We start from the raw sequence: 18,762 nt of genomic DNA, 5'->3' as shown, positions 1-18,762 counted from the left end.
CACGAGCCGCACGAGAGGCGTTGCTCGCGTACAGGGCGGAGGGCCGGCGGATACAGCTATGCGCGCCCACTCTGGCCCAACTGTGGTGTTCGAGCGCAGCGAGACCTGTCACCGACTGTTCGCGGCCCGGCTCGTGTCGGGGTAGCCGCCGCGTCCGCGACGAAGTCGCTAGCGGCGGTCGCTCCGACACGAGCCATGAGGGGGGCCGCGGACACGCAGTGCTGCAGGCGCTGCAAAAAGCTACCGTCCGGGGAGGAGACTGTGTGGGGTGACGGAGAACAGCGATCAGTTGATCGTGGTAGACGCCGCGAATGTCGTCGGCTCGCGGCCCGATGGGTGGTGGCGTGATCGTCCGGGTGCGGCTCGGCGACTGCTCACGAAAGTGGCCGGCCTCGACGAGTGCCTGGAACAACCGGCCGAGTTGATTGTCGTGCTCGAGGGCGCGGCGAAGGCCGCGGTCACCGGAGCGTCCGATCCGGAATTCGCCAACCTGTGTGTAGTGCGGGCGGAGGGTTCGGGAGATGACGCGATAGTCGGTGTGATGGCCGCGGCGATCGCGGAGGACGGCAACCGTCCGGTCACTGTCGTGACGGCGGATCGCGGTCTTCGTGGCCGTGTCGAGGCGATCGGGGCGAAGGCAGTCGGTCCTCGCTGGCTCCTGGACCGCATCGAGTCGTAGCGGTCACGGCAGGATAGGTCGCGGCTCGGCGCACATCCGGCGTTTCACCTGTCCGTCCAGTCCGTTTTGGTGCAGTCTGTGCGGTATGACCGCCTCCGACGCCGTGGGCATGCCACTGTTGTACCTGGTCGAGATCTCCGAGCCGGGCCATTTCCGTCGGCCGTGGTGGAAGATCGCCAGCACGGGCGAGCCGAGCCAGGTCGCGGCCGCGCTGATCGAACTGGCCGTGCGGACCGAGCGGGATATCCAGCGCAGTCGCAGTGACGGGCGCTGCTGGTATCGCTACGACGTGCGGTGGTCCGATGGCGCCATGCTGGAGTGCTTTCAGGGCGCCATCCGATCGGTGCTGATCCCCGGCGAGTTGCGCGGTCTTGCGGTCGCGATTGCCTCTGCCTCGGCCGCCAACCTGCGCTCCGCTGAGCGGCCGCCGCAGTGAGCGCTGCGCAGACCCGCGGGACCGGTGCGTCAACTCGCCGTGCGAGCGCCCGCCGCATCGGGTCGCGGGCAGGATCAGCTTCGGCCTAGCGGACGCCTCCGGCACCAACGCGGTCGTGCGACGAGGGCAACGACCGTCGCTGCCGCTGTGGAAGATCCGTCCGGTCGCAGCGCCGTAGGAAGCGCCCACGATCGTGGCGATAAGAGTGGGCAAGGCGTCGAGCTCCAGGTGCTGCCGCTGGAGAACTTGGTCTACGGGCCACCACACACCCAAGGGTGGGATTGTGCCCACCCCGCGGTTTGCTGGTCGGTCCCTGAGGTGCCTGGTTGTACGGCTGTGGACGGCCGAGAGTTATAGCCGACACCGATGACCATCTCTCCCGCGAAGGAATCACGAATGCAGCCCAGTTACGTCCACCACCTCAGGCAGCAGGTTGCCGAATACGGGGATACCAGGTCGTACACCTACCTTCGTGAAGCCGGGCGTGAGCTGAGCGAGGAGATCCTCACCTACCGTGAACTCGACCGCGATGCCAGGGCCTTCGCCGCCTGGCTGGCGCAGCGTCCGGAGTCGGCGGAGCCGGTGGTGCTCCTGTATCTCGACGGAATGGAGTTCCTGCGGGCGTTTCTCGGCTGTCTGTACGCCGGGGTCGTGGCCGTCCCCGCGCCGGTGCCGCACGACGCCAGCAGCGCCCGACGCGTAGCGAGTGTGATCGCGGATTCCGGCGCCCGATTGGTACTCACGACCGCGCGCTTCGAGCCGCTTGTCGCGGCGGCTACGCCTGTTCTCGTGGTCGCGACCGGCGATCTGGCCGGTGATCCCGACGCGTGGCAGATGCCCGATATCGACTCGGGGACGATCGCGTTCCTGCAGTACACGTCGGGATCGACGGGAACACCGAAAGGCGTCGTCGTGACGCACCGCAACCTCATGCACAACGAGGCCGCCATCGCCGCGGGCGGGATGAACGATGCCGGGACCGGCGTCGGTTGGATTCCGCACTTCCACGACATGGGCCTGATCGGGATGCTGCTCGGGGCGATGTACGCCGGTGCGAACCTGGTGCTCATGGCGCCGACGACGTTTCTCAAGCGTCCGGTGCGCTGGCTGCAGGCCATCGACAAGTACCGCGCAACCTTCACCGCCGCACCGAATTTCGCATACGACCTGATCGCGCGTCGGGTAACCGACGAGCAGCTGGCCGATCTCGACCTCAGCACCCTCGAGATCGCGCTGAGCGGCGCCGAGCCGGTCCGCGAACGGACGATAGCAGCGGTGCTCGAACGGTTCGGGCTCGCGGGTTGGCGGCCGACGACGTTCCGGCCGGCCTATGGCTTGGCCGAGGTGACACTGCTCGCCAGCGCGGGAACGATCCCCTCGGCACCCGTCTATCTCGACATCGGACGCGATACCCGGCTCGTCGGCTGCGGACAGGCGGCCCGTGGGCTCGACATCCGCATCGTCTGCCCGCACACACGGCAACAGCTGGCGGAGAACACTGTCGGCGAGATATGGATCCGCGGCGACAGCGTCGCCGCCGGCTATTGGAACCGCCCCGACGAGACCCGCGAAACCTTCGACGCCCACATCGGCACCGAGGGGCCGTTCCTGCGTACCGGTGATCTCGGTCTGCTGCGTGACGACGAGCTGTTCGTCGCGGGCCGCCTCAAAGATCTGTTGATCATCAACGGCCGCAACGTCTATCCCCAGGACGTCGAGGAGATGGTGCGCGAGTTGCATCCGGCGATCGCCGACAGTCCCGGCGTCGCCGTATCCGTCGACGCGGGCGGCCGGGAACGACTTGTCGTGCTGCAGGGTGTCAAGACGGCGCTGCAAGGCGACACCACGTTCGCCGAACTGACCTCCGCGATCAAGGCCACGGTAGCGCGCCGATTCGACGTGCCCGCGCCGAGTGTCGTACTCGTGGCCCCCCGATCGGTGCACCGCACCACCAGCGGCAAGGTCCAACGCAGCTCGATGCGGGAGTCGTTTCTCCAGGATCGCCTCGTGGGTGTCCTGTACGAGGATCTCGAACCGGCACTGAGCCGATCAATCACCGTATGACCGATCACCGTATGACCAACCTGTACCCAGCCGAGGAGTCCAACATGTCCAGCACAGCCGTCAGCTACCCGATCCAGAGCTGGCTCGTGGAGCGCGTCGCCGACTACACCGAACGCGCACCGCACCAGGTCGATCCCGCGGTCCCGCTCGCCGAGCTCGGCATGGACTCCGTGGCGGGGATCAACCTGTGCGGCGAGATCGAGGACCGGTGGTCGCTCGAAGTGGATCCGACTCTGGTCTTCGATTACCCCACCATCGCCACCATCGCCGCTCATATCGCCGCCGAATTCGCGCTAGCCGCATGACCGATATCGCCATCGTCGGCCTCGACTGCCGATTCCCGCAGGCATCCGATCCCGCCGCGCTGTGGCAGCTGCTGATCGACGGACGAGACGTGATCTCCGAGGTTCCGGCGAATCGCTGGGATGCCGACGACTTCCACGACCCGGCCGGCGCGCCCGGCACGATCAACACCCGCAGCGGCGGATTCATCGACGATGCCGACGCGTTCGACGACGAGTTCTTCGGTATCACTCCGCGGGAAGCGGAAGCGATGGATCCGCAACAGCGGCTGCTGTTGCAGGCCACCTGGCGGGCTTTCGAGGACGCCACGCTGGACCCTCGCGCCGAGGCCGGCTCGCGAACCGGGGTTTTCGTCGGGGTGATGGCCAACGAATGGGCCAACCTGCAGATGAGCGACTACGCCGCGATCACGCCGCAGCACGGCTCGGGCAACGGGTACTTCATGACCGCCAACCGGCTGTCCTACCAGTTCGACCTGAAGGGGCCGAGCATCGCGGTCGACACCGCCTGCTCGTCCTCGCTGGTCGCGATCCACCTCGCCTGCGCCGCACTGGCTTCCGGGGAATGCGACCAGGCGGTCGCCGGTGGCGTCAACCTCGTGCTCACCCCGGCCGTCGGGGTGTTCTACACCCAAGCCGGGCTCTCCGCGCCGGACGCCCGATGCAAACCGTTCAGCGGCAAGGCCGACGGAATCGTCCGCGGCGAGGGCGTAGCCGTGCTCGTGCTGCGGCGGCTCGCCGACGCGCAGGCCGCGGGCCTCCCGATCTACGCGGTGATCAAGGGCAGCGCGGTCAACTCCGATGGACGAAGCAACGGCGTCACCGCACCGAACCGGTGGGCGCAGCAGCAGGTGATCGGCGAGGCGTGTGAACGGGCCGGAGTCCGGCCCGAGGACGTCGATTTTCTCGAGGCGCACGGCACCGGAACAGTGCTCGGCGACATGATCGAGATCAAGGCGCTCGGGAAGTTGCACGCGAAGGACCGCGCGCGACCCTGCGGAATCGGTTCGATCAAAGGCAATCTCGGCCACACCGAGGGCGCGGCAGGCGTCGCCGGCCTGATCAAGGTCGCACTCGGCCTGCACCACGGTGTCGTCCCGCCGTCGCGGTTCGCCGACCAGGAGAATCCGCAGCTGCGGATGGCGCAGCACGGCTTGCGACTGCTCGCCGAACCGATGCCGCTGGACGGGCCCGCGCACGGCGGCGTGAGCAGCTTCGGCATCGGCGGCACGAATGCCCACATCGTGCTCGGCAGCGCCCCTGTGATGGAAACTCCCTCGGTGTCCGGCGGCGGTGTACTCACCCTGTCATCGAACGACGCGGAAGGGCTGCGGCGTAACGCGCATCGCCTGGCCGAGTCATTGGCGGCGGTGCCGCCGGGGCGCTTCGCGCAGCTGTGCTGGACGAGCAATCGCGCCAAGGCGTCGGGCCGGCACCGGCTCGCGATCGTTGCCGCCGACCGCGACGACGCGATCGCGCGTCTGCGTGGCGACCTGGAATGCGGTGTCGCGGGACCGATCAGCGTCGGCTGGATGTTCACCGGCCAAGGCTCGCAATTCGCGGGCATGGCCAGGGCACTGGACGCGGCGAGCCCCTTGTTCCGGCGCGCCCTCGCAACAGTCGACCACGCCATGACGGCCCACCTCGGCCGCTCGGTGCGCGAACTGCTGCTCGATCAGCGCGTCGACATCGACCGCACCGACCTCGCGCAACCGGCGATCTTCGCGATGGAGTACGCACTCGCCGAGTCGCTTTCCGGCGCGGGCGCCCGGCCTGCCTGGCTGATCGGTCACAGCATCGGCGAATTCGCGGCCGCGGCGGTGGCCGGGGTGTTCGACCTGGACGACGCTTGCCGACTGGTCGTCGCGCGCGGCAGGCTGATGCAACAGCTACCGGACGACGGCGCGATGCTCGCCGTGCGGGCGGCCACCGAACAGATCGCCGAGTTGCTCGCGGACGAACCGGAGGTCGCGCTCGCCGCCGTCAACGGTCCTGGCGAACTCGTGCTCTCCGGTGCCGCCGCGGCGCTGGGCCGGATTCGGGATGCGCTCGCCGCGCGTGCGGTGAGCACGAAGGAACTCACCGTTTCCCACGCATTCCACAGTCCGCTGATGACGCCGATGCTGGAGCAGTTCGAGGCCATCGCCCGCGAATGCACCTACCGCGCACCGGTTCTTCCGATCTACTCGACCGTGCACGGCCGCCTGCTCGACGGGCACGAGGCGATGGACGCCGCGTACTGGACCGAGCACGTCCGTGCCACCGTCCGGTTCGGCGACGCCATCGAGGCCGCTCTCGGCACCGACCCCACGCACGTGATCGAAGTCGGTCCGCGCCGCGTGCTCGCGGCTCTGGTCGGCCGGATTCGTCCCGGCCTGGCGGCGCGTTGCCTGGCACCCAGTCCGGGGCCCGCCGCGACCGGCAGCGAATTGGCCGGAACGCTGGCCGCGCTGTACCGGGACGGATTCGACCCGAACTGGGACGAGTTCTACGAACCGGCGCAGCGGGTGCGCCGTCGCCTTCCGGTGTACGAGTTCTCCACCGAGCACCGGTTCTGGGTCGAACCACCCACTATCCCTTCGACTTCCGCACACACCGAGGAAACGACCATGGAGCAGCTGATTTCGTTCTTCCGCGAGCAGAACGCGGTGCTAGCGAGCCTTGTGGCAGGCACAGGGGAAAACGGCGCGGCACAACCGGCCGCGCCACAGATGGGGGCGACCCAGTCGGTCGCCGCGCAGTTGTCGCCCGCGGCGCAGACGGCGACCGGGCACATGGCCCTCGCCCCGGACGCGGTCGCCGGTGTGGTCCGCGCGGAACTGGCCAGGGTGAGCGGTTTCCCTGTCGATCGGCTCCGCGACGCGCAAACTCTCGGCGACGAACTCGGATTCGATTCGCTCATGCTGACCGACCTGTTCGCGGGGCTCATCCGCAGGGTACCCGGACTGACCATCGACCCGGCCTGCTTCACGCCGACGACGACGCTCGGCGACGTGATCGGTTACGTCACCGGTCAGGTCGGCGAACCGCCCGGTTCCGGCGGGCCCAGCCAGGGCGTGACGGCTCCGTGCGCGTCCGAACCCAGGCCCGCCGCCGTCGAGCCGGAGTACCGGATCGCCGACTTCGCGGAAGTGAAGGCGATCGACGATCGGCTTTCCGGCGCGGAAGCACTCGGTCTGTCCAATCCCTACTTCCTCGTCAACGACGGGGTCACCAGAGACACCTCGGTCATCGGCGGGGACCAGGTGATCAACTTCTCCAGCTACAACTACCTGGGCCTCACCGGCCATCCCGCGGTCGTTGCGGCCGTTCAGGACGCCGTGGCGCGCTATGGCAGTTCGTGCTCGGCCAGCCGGGTACTCTCCGGCGAGAAGCCGGTACACCGCGAGCTGGAGGCCGAACTCGCCGCCTTGCTCGGTACCGAGGACGCCATCGCGCTCGTGGGTGGCCACTCCACCAACGTCACGATCATCGGGCACTTGGTCGGACCGGAAGACCTCGTCATCCACGACAGCTTGGCGCACGACAGCATCCTGCAAGGCTGCAAGCTGTCGGGCGCGACTCGTCGGCCGTTCCCGCACAACGACCACGCCGCGCTCGATGAGCTGCTCACCCGAATCCGGCATCAGTACCGGCGGGTTCTCATCCTGATCGAGGGCGTGTACAGCCAGGACGGCGATATTCCCGAGCTGCCCGCGATCATCGCGATCAAGAAGAAGCACAAGGCGCTGCTGATGATCGACGAGGCGCACAGCGTCGGCGTGCTTGGGGAAGGCGGCGGCGGAATCGGCGAATACTTCGGCGTCGATCGCAACGATGTGGAACTGTGGTCCGGCACCATGTCGAAGGCCCTCGCCGGCTGCGGAGGCTATGTCGCGGGCAGTGCGGAGCTGATCCGCTTCTTGAAATACACGACGCCCGGATTCGTCTACAGCGTCGGTATGACGCCGATGAACGCGGCCGCGTCGGCGGCGGCGATCCGGCAGCTGCGAGCCGACCGCGAGCCGCTCGAACGGCTGCGGCACAACTCGCGGTTGTTCCTGCATCTGGCCCGCGACGCCGGGATCGACACCGGCGACAGCCACGACACGCCGATCATCCCGTGCATCGTCGGCGACTCGCTGAAGACGCTGAAGCTGTCCAACGCGCTGCTGCGCCGCGGCATCAACGTCAACCCGATCCTGTATCCGGCGGTACCGGAAGACCTTGCGCGCCTTCGGTTCTTCGTCACTGCCTGCCATACCGAAGACCAGATTCGCGACACCGTGAAGGTCCTCGCCGAGGAAATCGCACTGCTTTCCGGGAGTTGATCCCCGGCGGCCCGCAGGTGAGCGGGGAACCGCTCGTGCCGAGACTCGCGCCGTGCAGGACCACGCGGTACGTGCCGCTGTAGCATCTGTCCGAGATGCCATGTCTCCAGCTCGGCCGGTCGAAGGACTGCGGTTGGGCTGAGGGCTGCGGGCGATGAGGGCGGTGCACGTTGGCCGCTGTCCATCCGTTCAGGTTGGGCGGTGCGGTCGGCCCGGCAATCAACGGTGTTGCTGTCGGTGTGTGGTGGCCGGGTGAGGGTTCTGGGCGAGGTTTTCGGTGCTTCGAGTGTGGTTCCTCGGGTCCTGACCCGACGGTGCGGTACCACCTCCAGCTGATCGACGTCGGCGCTCGACGCTGCCGAAAAAACCTCCTCGCTGCCGACCCTAGCGACCGCATCGGAGGTATTGGGCAGCAATGATTCGCTCGATCATGCGATCCGCGATCTCCGGGATGGCGGCAATCGGCCTCTCGTGCGTCGGGTCTCCTGCCCCCACCGTCGCGTCGCCGCCACCCACGGTGGTCGTGACCGGCGGCGAGATCTCCGGCTTCGCCGCGGACGGAGTCGTCGAATACCTGGGTATCCCGTTTGCCGCACCCACCGGCGGCGACGCCCGATTCCGTCCCCCTCGGCCCGTGGAACCTTGGCCCGGCGTCCGGCCTGCCCTCGACCACGGACCGCTGTGCCCGCAGAACGGATATCTGCCCGGCACACCACCGGCCGGCCCCACCAGCGAGGACTGCCTGACCATCGACCTCTACGTGCCCGACGGCGCACGCGACAGAAACCTGCCGGTCATGGTGTTCTTCCACGGCGGCGGCTACGTCACCGGTTCCAACAGCCAATACGACGCCCCGTCCCGGATGGTCGCCGAAGGTGACGTCATCGTTGCGGTCCCCAACTATCGCCTGGGACCGTTCGGATTCATGTCGTTGCCCGAACTGGCCGCCGAGTCGGGTGGAGTGACCGGAACAGTCGGGATCCAGGACCAACAGGCCGCCCTGCGCTGGGTGCACGACAATGCCCCTGCCTTCGGTGGCGATCCCGCCAACGTCACGATCTTCGGTGAATCCGCCGGTGGCGGAAGCGTCTGCACACATCTGGCCGCGCCCGCTTCCGGCGGCCTCTACCACAAAGCCATCATCCAAAGTGGATCCTGCGCCCAGTCGCCCTTGGTCCCCGGCAACCGCGACGACGCCTTCGCGCGCTCGCAGCGCTACGCGGAAAGTATCGGATGCGGCGATCCCGCAACACAATTGGCCTGTTTGCGCGCGCTACCGGCCGCGCAGCTCTTGGCGTCGCCGACCGTTCAATTCGACGGGCCGGTGCCGATCTGGGTGCCCAGCATCGACGGCGTCGTCGTCACCCGCACACTCGATGCCGCACTGGCGGCGGATGACCGGAAAACGCCCATCATCGTCGGCAACAACGGCAACGAAGGGGCCCTGTTCGTCGCCGAATCCGACTACGCGCGGGGTCGCGCTCCGGATGCCGCAAGTTATGAAACCTACGTCCGCCAGTCATTCGGCGCCTACGCCGATCGAGTACTCGCCGAGTACCCGGTCGATCACTATCCCTCACCGGCGGCCGCTCAATCCACGGTGATCACCGATGGCCTTTTCGCCTGCCCAGCGCTCTTCACCAGCCGTGTCGCGCACGACACCGGACATCCCCTGTGGCAGTACGAATTCGACCAGGCGCCCTTCGGCGACACCAATCCCGTGCTGCCGGGCGCCTTCCACTCCGCCGAATTGCCCTACCTGTTCACCAGCCTGATGGGCGTGCCGATCCCATGGACCGGCCCGTCCGATGCCTTCGCCCGGCAGATGCAGCGATGGTGGACCACCTTCGCCCACACCGGCGACCCGAACGGACCCGGCTTGCCCCCATGGTCGGCCTGGCCGGAATCCAGCCGTCGGAGCCTCGACGGTCCGGCGCTGATCATGCGCGCGACCGGCAGCACCATGTCCCACGATTTCGACGCCAGGCACAGATGCGGATTCTGGTCCGAACGCCCGCGCTGAATCCGTGATATTCGGTTCGTGATGCCGTGGGCGTGTTCTCGCGGCAGGTTTACGGAAGCGCGGCCTCGAACGTGCGGGCCACCATTGGCTGGGATAACCCACGTTCGAGGAGGTTGCATGCGCCTGCCATTTCCGGTGATCAGACTATGCGGGCTAACGCTGTTGGCCGGGGCGGGAGCCCTGAATGCGGTGCCGGTACTCGGCGCTGTGTCGCCCGAGTGGGCCGAATCGGCGTACGGGGTGGGGCTCGCTGATATAGAGGTTTTGATGCGCCACCGTGGCGTGCTGTTCGCGATCGTCGGTGGCGGTCTGCTGGTGGCGGTGGCCCGGCCGCGATTGCGCGTCGCCGCCGTGACCGCGAACGCGGTCAGTTACGCCGGTTTCGTGCTGATCGCGGTACTCGAGCGGCCGATCAGCCCGGAGCTGGCACGGATCGCCCGCTACGACGTCGCAGGGCTCGTGGCGCTCGCCATGGGGACCGCGCTTGTGGCATGGAGCAATCGCCGCCACACCGGGAACGTCCGGCCCTCGACCCGGCAGGGTCAGCTGCCACCGACGCCGAGGGCCGCCAGCAGTACCAGAACTACTGTCGTGACTGCGAAGACTCCGTGACCGGCGACGACTGCCACGGGAAAGTGGCCCTCGGCGGCCTCCTGCGGACCGGGCGCGGACTGTGCGCGGTATACGGGGAGCCAGCGGGCGAACATGAACAAGCCGAGCAGGGCCACGGGGATCAGGAGAATGAATGCTGTCCACGCGAGCGCGTCCTGGTCGGTGAAGAGGTAGATGATCCAGACGATCAACCCGACGACGGCGAGGAGAAAGTGACCGAAGACGACCGGGGGCGGTAGCTGCGTCGTGCCCGGTTGCCGCGTAGCGCCTTTCGAGATCCATGTGCTGAGCAGGACGAAACCGCCTGCCGCGGTCAACAGCCAGGTGATCAATGCCGCGATGGCCATGACGAAGTCCTTTCGCTCCGAACGGAATAGGGATCAGCGCTGGAAGCCGGCGGCCTGGCTGGCCTCGTCGGCCACTCGGACGCCATAGCGATAGGCGAGCTTTCCACCGAGGTAGCCCGATACCCCCAGCACGGCGAGACCCACCGCGGACAGCAGCAGCGGGCCGAAGGCGACCGGACCGTGCGGCCCCTCGCCCGCACGTCGCCACAGGAAGCCGACCGCGAAGGCGACGGTAACGGCAAGGTTCAGGCTCATATGCAGCAAACCTGTCCGGAACGCCGGTGTGCCGCTCGGGATCGCCAGCAGATCCAGGAACCCGATCGCGGCCGCGGCCAGGGCGCCCAGCACGCCGATCGCGATCAGCCACAGCGCGCCTTCGGCGAGAAAGTCCGGATCGTCCACGACCCGTGAGCCGATATCGAACACCAGGCTGGCCACCCAGGCACCGATCGGCACGGTCACCAGAATCGGGTGGAACGGGTGTCCGTACGGACCCGCCAGCAGCGCGCTCACAGGGCGCTTCGCCTGTTGTGGATCGCTGGTCACGACAACCTCCGAACTGGGCGGAACGGTGCCTTGCGGTGTCACCGGGGGCGCGGCGAGCACCGTCTCGGTAATACCCATTGCCTCTCGGATATCACGACCGGCGTCTGCCCAGTTCAGCGATTCATTCGGCTCGGTCTCCCGGGCTCGACGCCGGTTCGCCGGGAACCGCTGGCGGGCGGTCGCCGCTCGGTTGCGCGCCGGGTCTCGAGTCGTCGGCCAGGTGGCCGCGGCAGGTCCCGGACAGACTGCGGGCTTCCCGTGCGGCGGGGGCTCTGCGTCGGGGTGTATGGACTCGGGCGGGTGTGACTCGTGGACGACCGGGTAGCCGCCGAGCACGCGTACTACAGCTCCGCTCCCGGCGGCTCGCCCGGGTGCGCCTGCGAGCCGTGGTGACCTGGAGCGACTCCGGCATCGGTGCGGCGATCGCGGTCGCGCTCGCGGGCGGCGGAACCGATGTCGGGGCTCAGGTTCTACCGCGACAGGGACGGTCTCGCGAACACCGCCGCGCGGATGCGCGAGCAGGTATGACCGCCGCGGTTCGCGCAGCGCGCTGCCCGGCACAGGATCGCCGCGGGACGAAAAGTGGCGCACGCCTTGGTCATACGCCGGGATCGAGCTTGCTGTGCTCGATCGGCTGGGTTAAGGTCGACGGCATGACTGCCGGGTCGGCGATGCGCCGCGCACAGAACGGATGCCCGGCCGGGCTGTGATCGCCCCGCGGGCCAGGGGCCCGCCACCTTCTTCGCGAAATCCCATGGGTTACAGGGACATCGGAAGGAGGTGAAGACATGTCCCCTTCGGAAACAGCGCCGCAGGGGTGGCCGGAGTTTATCGCCGCCCACGCCCGGGGCGGAGTGCTCGAGGCGACCGTTGTCCAGATCGTGCCGTTCGGCGCCTTCCTGGAGGTCGCTCCCGGCGTCCACGGTTTGCTGCACAAGACGGAATGGTCCGCCGAACCGCAGGTCGGCGCGGCGCTGACGGTGCGCATCCTCGATATCGACACCGTGCGGCATCGAGTGGCCTTGGCGCAGGCTGAATAACGGCGCGAACAGGTGTGCCGGGGCAGACTTCACCTGCCCCGGCACACCCCCAGACTATCCGCGTCTGCCGCCACGTTGGGCGCGCGGAGGATTGTCCACCCGCCATACTCATCCCGGCAGACCGTCCGTTCGGCGAGCGGGACGCCACGGCCCGCGCTCGCCGCGGCAGGCATGGCCGTCATCCTCCGCCGCCGGCCCGACCTAGAGGACCGGCCTTCGCTCCGGCCCAGGCCCGCGATCAGGACGCCGACCGTTGGCGGTGCTGGCCCACGGCCGCCATCATCGAGGTCGCCGCGGACAACCTGCAGGTCTGCCTGGTGAAACGGCGGTGGCGAACGGCCACGGAGCTACACTGAAGCCCCAGTAGGAGCCTAGGAGCATACTCACGCGATGAACGAATCGGGCGACCCGATCGTGGACACCGCCGAAGGGGCGGTAGCCCGCGTGGTCGGGGCGGGTACGCCCCAGACTACGGGCAGCTTCCGGTTCTGGTTCGCCGATCAGCGGTGGGAATGGTCGGACGAAGTCGCCGCGATGCACGGCTACCCGCCGGACTCGGTGACGCCGACGACGGAGTTGTTGCTCGCGCACAAGCATCCCGACGATCGGGAACATGTCGCCGAGGCGATCGAGAAGTCGGTCCGCAACGCCCAACCGTTCTGCAGCCGCCACCGCATCATCGATACCGCCGGGGCGGTGCACCACGTCATCGTGCTGGGCGACATCCTGACCGACAAGGACGGCACCGTCGCCGGCAGCGCGGGTTACTACATCGATCTGACCGCCAGCATCGCCGAGGAACGGCAGGACCTGCTCGATGACACGCTGCCGCGACTGGTCGAGTCGCGTGCGCTGATCGAACAAGCCAAGGGCGTGCTGATGCGCGTCTACCGGATCAATGCCGACCAGGCCTTTCACGTTCTGCAATGGCGCTCGCAGGAAACCAACGTCAAGCTTCGTGACCTGGCCGCCGAGCTCATCGCCGAAATCGACCGCCTGCCCCCGGTTCCGCCGCAGGTGCAGACCGCCTTCGACCACCTGCTGCTGACCATCCACGAGCGCGTTTCCAAGTCGTGACGCTCGGCCGCCCGGTTCGGATCGCCGGACTCAGCGGTGCCGCAGCAGGGCGCCGACGCCGTCGCGCAGCGGTGTCGCGTCGTCCACCACGGTGATCGCGGCGTCGGTCGCCAGTGCGGCCACCGGCAGCGCCTCGTCGGCTCGGCGCATCTCGCCTGCCCAGCCGCTCGTGGCGGGGCTGATCAACGGGCCCGGGGTGGTCCCGGCCAGCACCAGCCGATCGCCCAGCGCCCTGCGGTTGAGCAGCATCCGTTCCACATTGGCGGCGCGAAGGGCGCTGGAGGTGCCGGCGAGCCCGGTCACCGCCAAGCCGGCCGGACGCCCGAGTTCGGCGGCGAAGCGGTCGAGCAGCTGTCGGCGCCGGTCGGCAGCTGCTCGGTGCAGGAGCTCACGCACTTCGGCGTCGAGCGCTGTGGGATCCGAATTCGGTGCCAGAGTTCCGGATTCGGCTTCGATGACATTCCGTCCTTGCGCGCCGATTTCCGCGCGCAGGTCCGAGCGGGCCTGCACCTCTCCGGCGAGCACGACGATATCCGCGTGCACGCTGTCGGCCAGACGGCCCACTTCGCGGGCGAACTCGCGGAGATTGCGCCGGGTGGTCTTCTCGACCCGCTGTTGGATCGTGCGATGGGACCAGCCGCCGCGCCGGACCTTGTGCACTGGATGATCCGCGCCCCGCAGAGTCTCGTCGAATTCGGCGCCGTGCTCGTCGAGCGAGTAGAGCTCCGAACCCACCCGGTCGACGACCGCGACCACGTGTGGTATCTGTTCGGATTCCACCTCGATCAGCGGCAGCAGATAGGGGAGTGGCGATACCCGGACCGTCTCTACGTCCGGGGGACTCGGCAGGCGCTCGTCGGCGAGCACCTCGGTCTCATCGGCGATGAGCAGTCTGCCGCACCGTCCCCGCGCCGGGGGATGCCGCTCGATCTCCTGGGCGAGCAGCCGGCGCATCCGCGGGCGCGCTCCGCTGCTTTCCAGCTCCGCATCGATCGAATGCCAGTGCAGCTGGAGTTGACGCGCCGCGTCTTCGGTGTCGTGTGAACTGTCGAAGCAGACCGATGCGAAGGGGCCGTGCTTTTCGATTATCCGTCGAAGGTCGGCCATCGGTATCACCTGGTTCCCATAGTGTGCGAACCCTCGCCGCTGATGCGCGTCTGTGATCGCCAGGAACCGCGCGCCACTGCGGGCCTCGGCGCCGGTGATTTCGGACCAGCGGAACGCTCGACGAATACCCGCGTATCCCGATCCGAATCAGCGCAGGCCCATGCGGGCACGCACGTGGTCGGCGCGGGCCGCGCACAGCCGTACTGGTTGTGCGCGAAGGCATTTCGAAGATTCGGATGCCTGATCCGAACAACCCAGGCCAGTTCGGCAACCGGTCGGACACCGAGGAGCAGGCGCGTCGTGGCGGCGAGGCAAGCACAGGGAGCTTCGGCGAGAGCAACTCGGCCGATCCCAGTGCGGCCGGGCGTAAGGGCGCGGAAGCGCAGCCGACCGAGGCGAAGGCCCGCGGAGGCGAACACAGCCGCGGCGGACACTGACGGAGAGCTCGCACGGGCCGGGCGGCCGGTTGGTCGCTCGGCCCTTCTTTGCGGGCGACAAGCCGCGGCGAATGATGCTTTCACCTGGTCGAATGCCCCGCTGCGCGGCCACCTGCCCGGAGGGGGCGCGCCGGTCGAAAACCGGAAAGATCAGTTTGTTCCGCGTTCCGCGTGGTATTGGTTGTATATGTATCGGACCGACAGTGCGGTCGTCCGGTAGACGGGCGAGGAACCCGCGCTGCTCGACGATCAGCCGGTTCGAAACGATTCGTCGCGGACCATCGGCGCCGCGCGAACACGAGGGCCCTCCGCCACCACATGCATCAGCGCAGAGGAACGTCATCGTGATCGAGAAACCCAAAGCGCGCGCCGCAGACGACGAAGATCGAGACCGGATCGTATGGCCCGACCCCAGCCCGTTGAGTGGTTGGTGGGCCGAGGTCATGGCCCATCGCCGAATCACCCGACCACAAACCTCGCCTGCCGACCCGAGCCGTAACTGAGGGGCCTACACCCTCTTGCCTGCTCGGCATCGGTGTGCTCATCCATTCCGTAATCCATCCCGCGCCCGCCTGACGACGAAGGACGCGTTCTGTTCCGGACCGGCGGTTCGCCGGGTGAAGCAACGCGGCAGCAGCGCGTTGGTCAACATGGGGGGCCATGTCCGCGGCACGGTCTCGAGGCGGACAAAAGAAATGGATGCACGTCCTCTACACGGGTATTCCGTACGAAGGCGCGAAGGACATTGCGACGTTGGCCGGTCGGGCGGCCGCCGAACTCGCCGAACGCTGATCGCGCGGTGGCGGGCCGCGGGGGAGGCCCGCGGTCCGTTCGTCGGAGAACCATGGTGCCAACGGGTTTGGGGTCTGCTTCAATAGGTGATCACATTCGGCGGAGGACACGGGGGCGTCATGTCCGGCACCAGAGCTGTCTCCTTCCGGGGAGTCGATGTGCTCGAGGATTTGCTGCGCTGGTTGGTGCGGCGGCCGCCGCGCGGCGAACGGATATTGCCGATGGTGGGTCTGTCCGGCGATCGCACCAATGTCGAGGCCTGCCTGGAGATGTTCGCCGTGGCACTCGGCAGCGCGGTGCACGTCACCGTCGACGCGGCGGATCTCGAACCCTTGCCCGACGGCAGCTCCCTGGTGGAGGACACGACGCCGGGCCTGACGGTATTGCGCCAACTGCTCTACAGCCTGTGCAAGAGGTTGTCGGCCGACCGCTTCGGACGGTTGCGCCCGTTGCCCTTTCGGCGCTACCGCTTGGCCGAATGGCTGATGGCGCGCAAACTGAACACCGACAACGAACTCGATGAGCTGGCGTCGATGCTGCGCGAGAACTTGGGCCGATGGGGCGAGGAGCTGCTCGGCGAAGCGCAGAACACGGTGGGTCCGCTACAACGTGTGCTGTTGGGCGTGTTGCGCATCGTGTTGCCGCCGGCGGTGTTCCGGGCGCGCACCGGCGGACGGATTCCCGGCGTCGGGCGCGAGTTCCGCTGGTTCATGCGTCAGCAGTACCTGGCGCCGGAACAGTCCAGTCAGTTCGTCGGGTTCGCCCATCGGCTCACCGAGGGCGCCCGCAGGCACGAGCACGCGGAGCAACTGGCCAAGCTGCTGGTGCACGCCTTTCTCGAGGATCTCCGGGTGGCATACCGCCGTCGGTGGTGGAGCATCGGCGCGGCGCGGCGAACCACCTATCCCGTCGTGGTGCTGCGTGCTCTCGGCGCCGAAGTCGGTCCACGGCTGCTGGATCTGATCAACGACGTGCGCAACGAAACCGGCAAGGATGACCCGCTGCTGGTGGTGATCGGCACGCGCACGCCACCGTCGGACGTCACCGCGCGCCCGGCGTACCGCGTGCGGCGGATGTACGAGATCTGGGTGGACGAGCTGGCTGTCGCGCGGCAGCGCCAGCGGCCACGGGCCTGGCAGCTGTGGTTCGCGGTGCCCGCCACCGGGACCGACGATGACGAGCCGGACCCGTTCCGCCGGATCCAAGTGCCCGCGCCGCCATGGTGGGCGCGGCGGGCGATGTCGGTGAGCGTTGTCCTGCTGGCGGTTCTGCTCGCGGTGGCCGCCGGCGGGTTCGCGGTCTGGCGGCCGTGGCTGACGGGGCCGCCCGCGTGCGGCACCGGCGAAGCCGATCAGTGGGTGCGAGTCGTGGCCGGCGAGTACGGCAACTGCATCGGTTTCAGCGCCTACGATCCCTACGATCCGGCCGCGGGCGCTCGCGGCTTCCTGTTCGCGAGCGACGAGCCGGGCAGCCGCCGGCTGGTGGAAGTGCAGCGGCGGGTGTACAAGCAGAATCTGCGCGCCGAGCAGCTGGCCCGTGCGCAGCCGACGCGTCCGCTGTTCACCCTCGTCTATTTCGGCCAGCTCACCGGGGTCCCGGGCGATTATCCGGCGCAGAGCGAGGACATCGAGGGGCTCGCGCTCGCCCAGTACCACGCGCTGGAATCGGTCGCGCCGTCGGAGCCGATCACACCGGACACGGTCCCGCTGATCCGGCTGTTGCTGGCCAATACCGGTCCGGCCAACCTGCAGGGCCGGCGGGTCGTCGATCTGCTCGCCCCGCTGATCCGCGCCGAGCCGAGCGTCGTCGGGGCGATCGGACTCGATCAGAGCCGTGCCGCCACGCTGGACATGATCAACGCGCTGACCGGGCTCGGCATGCCGATGGTGGCGCCGAGCCTGTCCGCCGACGAGATGGTGCGATCCTCACCGCTGTATTTCCAGATCGCACCGCCGAATTACGCGATCGCCGACATGATCAGGCAGTATCTGAACTCCGTACCGGCGTTGGCCGGGCGTGGTGTGCGGATCTACCACCGGCCCGATCCGACTGATCTCTACACCGAGAACATGGCCGCGGACCTCCACATCCTCGCCCGAGACGGGCGTGTGATCTGGGACGGCTCCTGGGATCTGCGCGACGCGTTCGCCGGCGCGGACAACACGGACGCCTGCGACGAGGTGCTGTTCTTCGCCGGCCGGGATTCGGAGTTCCCCGACTTCCTGCAGAGCCTCAACAAAGCCTGCGGCGACCAGCGGGTCGTGCTGATCGCGGACGATTCGGTCAACCGGTTCATGGCCAGCGCGGAGCGACGCCGGGCGGCCAACAGCGCACGCCCGCTCGTCTACGTCGCCAAAGCCAGCCTGGTCAGCTGCCGGAACAAAGGGCAGGGATTCCGCAGTCGCGTCGAGTTCTACAACCTCGCCACCACCGTGGATCCGGAGATTCCGAGCTGGAACGCCTGCGCTGAAACGGACGAACCGTTGGGGGAGCGGGCCCAGGTGCATCCGCTGGGTGAGCGTGTCGCGTTGACCTATGACGCGGTCGGCTTGTTCGTGCGGGCCGTGCAGGCGTTGGCCCCGGCCGTCTCCGGCGTGTGGACCGAGCCCATCCCGATCAGCGCGGCCGCGGTGTGGGCCGCGCTGCGTGATCTGCCGCGTCAACCGGTGATCGAATCCAGCAGCGGCGTACTCGATTTCTCGGTCAGCCAGGGCGCCTACGCGGGACGGGTGGCGCACGACAAATGGGTGGGCCTGCTCAGCGTGGAGCAGATCTGGGATCCCTCCAGCACCGCCGAGCCCGTGATGATCTACGGCTGCGGCCGGGCCACCGCGACCGACACCGCGCAGTGCCGTCCCTACCCGCTCGGCGGCGGCTGAGCAGCGGCCGTCCGGGTCGGCTCACGGGCCGCAGCGGCTCGGCCAGATCCTCCAGCGGCGGCCTGTGTCAACGTCTTTCGGTTCGGATCAAACGTGCGGATCGCTGTAGTG

14 protein-coding genes are annotated in these 18,762 nt (G+C 68.1%); 11 read left to right on the top strand and 3 right to left on the bottom strand.

All coding sequences use genetic code 11. The features are described 5' to 3' along the window. The first annotated feature begins 268 nt into the window (after window positions 1–268). The 7 genes from OHA40_RS03860 (at window position 269) to OHA40_RS03830 (ending at window position 10,426) form a co-directional block, all read left to right on the top strand. The gene (locus OHA40_RS03860) at window positions 269–679 is read left to right on the top strand and encodes a hypothetical protein (RefSeq protein WP_330231698.1); all 411 of its coding nucleotides are present in this window, start codon (window positions 269–271) and stop codon (window positions 677–679) included. Between the two features lie 85 nt (window positions 680–764). Continuing rightward, the gene (locus tag OHA40_RS03855; RefSeq protein WP_330231697.1) at window positions 765–1,115 is read left to right on the top strand and encodes a hypothetical protein; all 351 of its coding nucleotides are present in this window, start codon (window positions 765–767) and stop codon (window positions 1,113–1,115) included. Window positions 1,116–1,511: 396 nt separating this feature from the next. Further along, window positions 1,512–3,179 carry a fatty acyl-AMP ligase gene (locus OHA40_RS03850; RefSeq protein ID WP_330231696.1) on the top strand — a complete coding sequence of 556 codons (1,668 nt, stop codon included), beginning with the start codon at window positions 1,512–1,514 and terminating at the stop codon, window positions 3,177–3,179. Between the two features lie 44 nt (window positions 3,180–3,223). Then, complete coding sequence (locus OHA40_RS03845; RefSeq protein WP_330231695.1) at window positions 3,224–3,484, top strand: acyl carrier protein; 261 nt, start codon at window positions 3,224–3,226, stop codon at window positions 3,482–3,484. Beyond that, on the top strand, window positions 3,481–7,791 hold the full coding sequence (locus OHA40_RS03840; protein WP_330231694.1) for an aminotransferase class I/II-fold pyridoxal phosphate-dependent enzyme: 4,311 nt from the start codon (window positions 3,481–3,483) through the stop codon (window positions 7,789–7,791). The genes OHA40_RS03845 and OHA40_RS03840 overlap by 4 nt, the downstream gene beginning before the upstream one ends. Window positions 7,792–8,221: 430 nt before the next feature. Next, the gene (locus OHA40_RS03835) at window positions 8,222–9,814 is read left to right on the top strand and encodes a carboxylesterase/lipase family protein (protein WP_330231693.1); all 1,593 of its coding nucleotides are present in this window, start codon (window positions 8,222–8,224) and stop codon (window positions 9,812–9,814) included. A 117-nt stretch (window positions 9,815–9,931) separates the two neighbouring features. After that, on the top strand, window positions 9,932–10,426 hold the full coding sequence (locus OHA40_RS03830) for a hypothetical protein (protein ID WP_330231692.1): 495 nt from the start codon (window positions 9,932–9,934) through the stop codon (window positions 10,424–10,426). On the opposite strand, the gene OHA40_RS03825 is transcribed toward OHA40_RS03830, so the two are convergent. After that, window positions 10,357–10,773, bottom strand: a complete 417-nt coding sequence (locus OHA40_RS03825; protein ID WP_330231691.1) for a hypothetical protein — start codon at window positions 10,771–10,773, stop codon at window positions 10,357–10,359. The two genes, OHA40_RS03830 and OHA40_RS03825, sit on opposite strands and share 70 nt — an antisense overlap. 33 nt (window positions 10,774–10,806) lie before the next feature. Beyond that, window positions 10,807–11,397, bottom strand: a complete 591-nt coding sequence (locus OHA40_RS03820; protein ID WP_330231690.1) for a DUF2231 domain-containing protein — start codon at window positions 11,395–11,397, stop codon at window positions 10,807–10,809. 710 nt (window positions 11,398–12,107) lie between these two features. Between OHA40_RS03820 and OHA40_RS03815 the strand changes: the two genes are divergently transcribed. Continuing rightward, window positions 12,108–12,359 (top strand): S1 RNA-binding domain-containing protein, encoded by a 252-nt coding sequence (locus OHA40_RS03815; protein WP_330231689.1) that lies wholly within the window; start codon window positions 12,108–12,110, stop codon window positions 12,357–12,359. A 390-nt stretch (window positions 12,360–12,749) separates the two neighbouring features. After that, on the top strand, window positions 12,750–13,436 hold the full coding sequence (locus tag OHA40_RS03810; protein ID WP_330231688.1) for a PAS and ANTAR domain-containing protein: 687 nt from the start codon (window positions 12,750–12,752) through the stop codon (window positions 13,434–13,436). Between the two features lie 30 nt (window positions 13,437–13,466). Here OHA40_RS03810 and OHA40_RS03805 read toward each other — a convergent pair whose 3' ends face one another. Then, window positions 13,467–14,543 (bottom strand): Rv2629 family ribosome hibernation factor, encoded by a 1,077-nt coding sequence (locus tag OHA40_RS03805; RefSeq protein WP_330231687.1) that lies wholly within the window; start codon window positions 14,541–14,543, stop codon window positions 13,467–13,469. Between the two features lie 236 nt (window positions 14,544–14,779). Between OHA40_RS03805 and OHA40_RS03800 the strand changes: the two genes are divergently transcribed. Beyond that, a complete protein-coding gene (locus OHA40_RS03800) occupies window positions 14,780–14,980 on the top strand; it encodes a hypothetical protein (RefSeq protein ID WP_330231686.1) in 201 nt (66 codons plus the stop codon). A gap of 911 nt (window positions 14,981–15,891) precedes the next feature. After that, window positions 15,892–18,651 carry a hypothetical protein gene (locus tag OHA40_RS03795; RefSeq protein WP_330231685.1) on the top strand — a complete coding sequence of 920 codons (2,760 nt, stop codon included), beginning with the start codon at window positions 15,892–15,894 and terminating at the stop codon, window positions 18,649–18,651. Window positions 18,652–18,762: the final 111 nt, after the last annotated feature.

It is taken from the genome of Nocardia sp. NBC_00508 (assembly GCF_036346875.1).
Taxonomy (GTDB): domain Bacteria; phylum Actinomycetota; class Actinomycetes; order Mycobacteriales; family Mycobacteriaceae; genus Nocardia.
Note: the sequence above shows the minus strand (reverse complement) of the source record. Positions and strands in the feature narration are given on the sequence as shown.

What these genes read in the sequence shown, in the direction of transcription:
- OHA40_RS03855 (WP_330231697.1), top strand. Translation starts at nt 765, where the DNA reads ATGACCGCCTCCGACGCCGTGGGCATGCCACTGTTGTACCTGGTCGAG.
- OHA40_RS03850 (WP_330231696.1), top strand. Translation starts at nt 1,512, where the DNA reads ATGCAGCCCAGTTACGTCCACCACCTCAGGCAGCAGGTTGCCGAATAC.
- OHA40_RS03845 (WP_330231695.1), top strand. Translation starts at nt 3,224, where the DNA reads ATGTCCAGCACAGCCGTCAGCTACCCGATCCAGAGCTGGCTCGTGGAG.
- OHA40_RS03840 (WP_330231694.1), top strand. Translation starts at nt 3,481, where the DNA reads ATGACCGATATCGCCATCGTCGGCCTCGACTGCCGATTCCCGCAGGCA.
- OHA40_RS03835 (WP_330231693.1), top strand. Translation starts at nt 8,222, where the DNA reads ATGCGATCCGCGATCTCCGGGATGGCGGCAATCGGCCTCTCGTGCGTC.
- OHA40_RS03830 (WP_330231692.1), top strand. Translation starts at nt 9,932, where the DNA reads ATGCGCCTGCCATTTCCGGTGATCAGACTATGCGGGCTAACGCTGTTG.
- OHA40_RS03825 (WP_330231691.1), bottom strand. Translation starts at nt 10,773, where the DNA reads ATGGCCATCGCGGCATTGATCACCTGGCTGTTGACCGCGGCAGGCGGT.
- OHA40_RS03820 (WP_330231690.1), bottom strand. Translation starts at nt 11,397, where the DNA reads ATGGGTATTACCGAGACGGTGCTCGCCGCGCCCCCGGTGACACCGCAA.
- OHA40_RS03815 (WP_330231689.1), top strand. Translation starts at nt 12,108, where the DNA reads ATGTCCCCTTCGGAAACAGCGCCGCAGGGGTGGCCGGAGTTTATCGCC.
- OHA40_RS03810 (WP_330231688.1), top strand. Translation starts at nt 12,750, where the DNA reads ATGAACGAATCGGGCGACCCGATCGTGGACACCGCCGAAGGGGCGGTA.
- OHA40_RS03805 (WP_330231687.1), bottom strand. Translation starts at nt 14,543, where the DNA reads ATGGCCGACCTTCGACGGATAATCGAAAAGCACGGCCCCTTCGCATCG.
- OHA40_RS03800 (WP_330231686.1), top strand. Translation starts at nt 14,780, where the DNA reads ATGCCTGATCCGAACAACCCAGGCCAGTTCGGCAACCGGTCGGACACC.
- OHA40_RS03795 (WP_330231685.1), top strand. Translation starts at nt 15,892, where the DNA reads ATGTCCGGCACCAGAGCTGTCTCCTTCCGGGGAGTCGATGTGCTCGAG.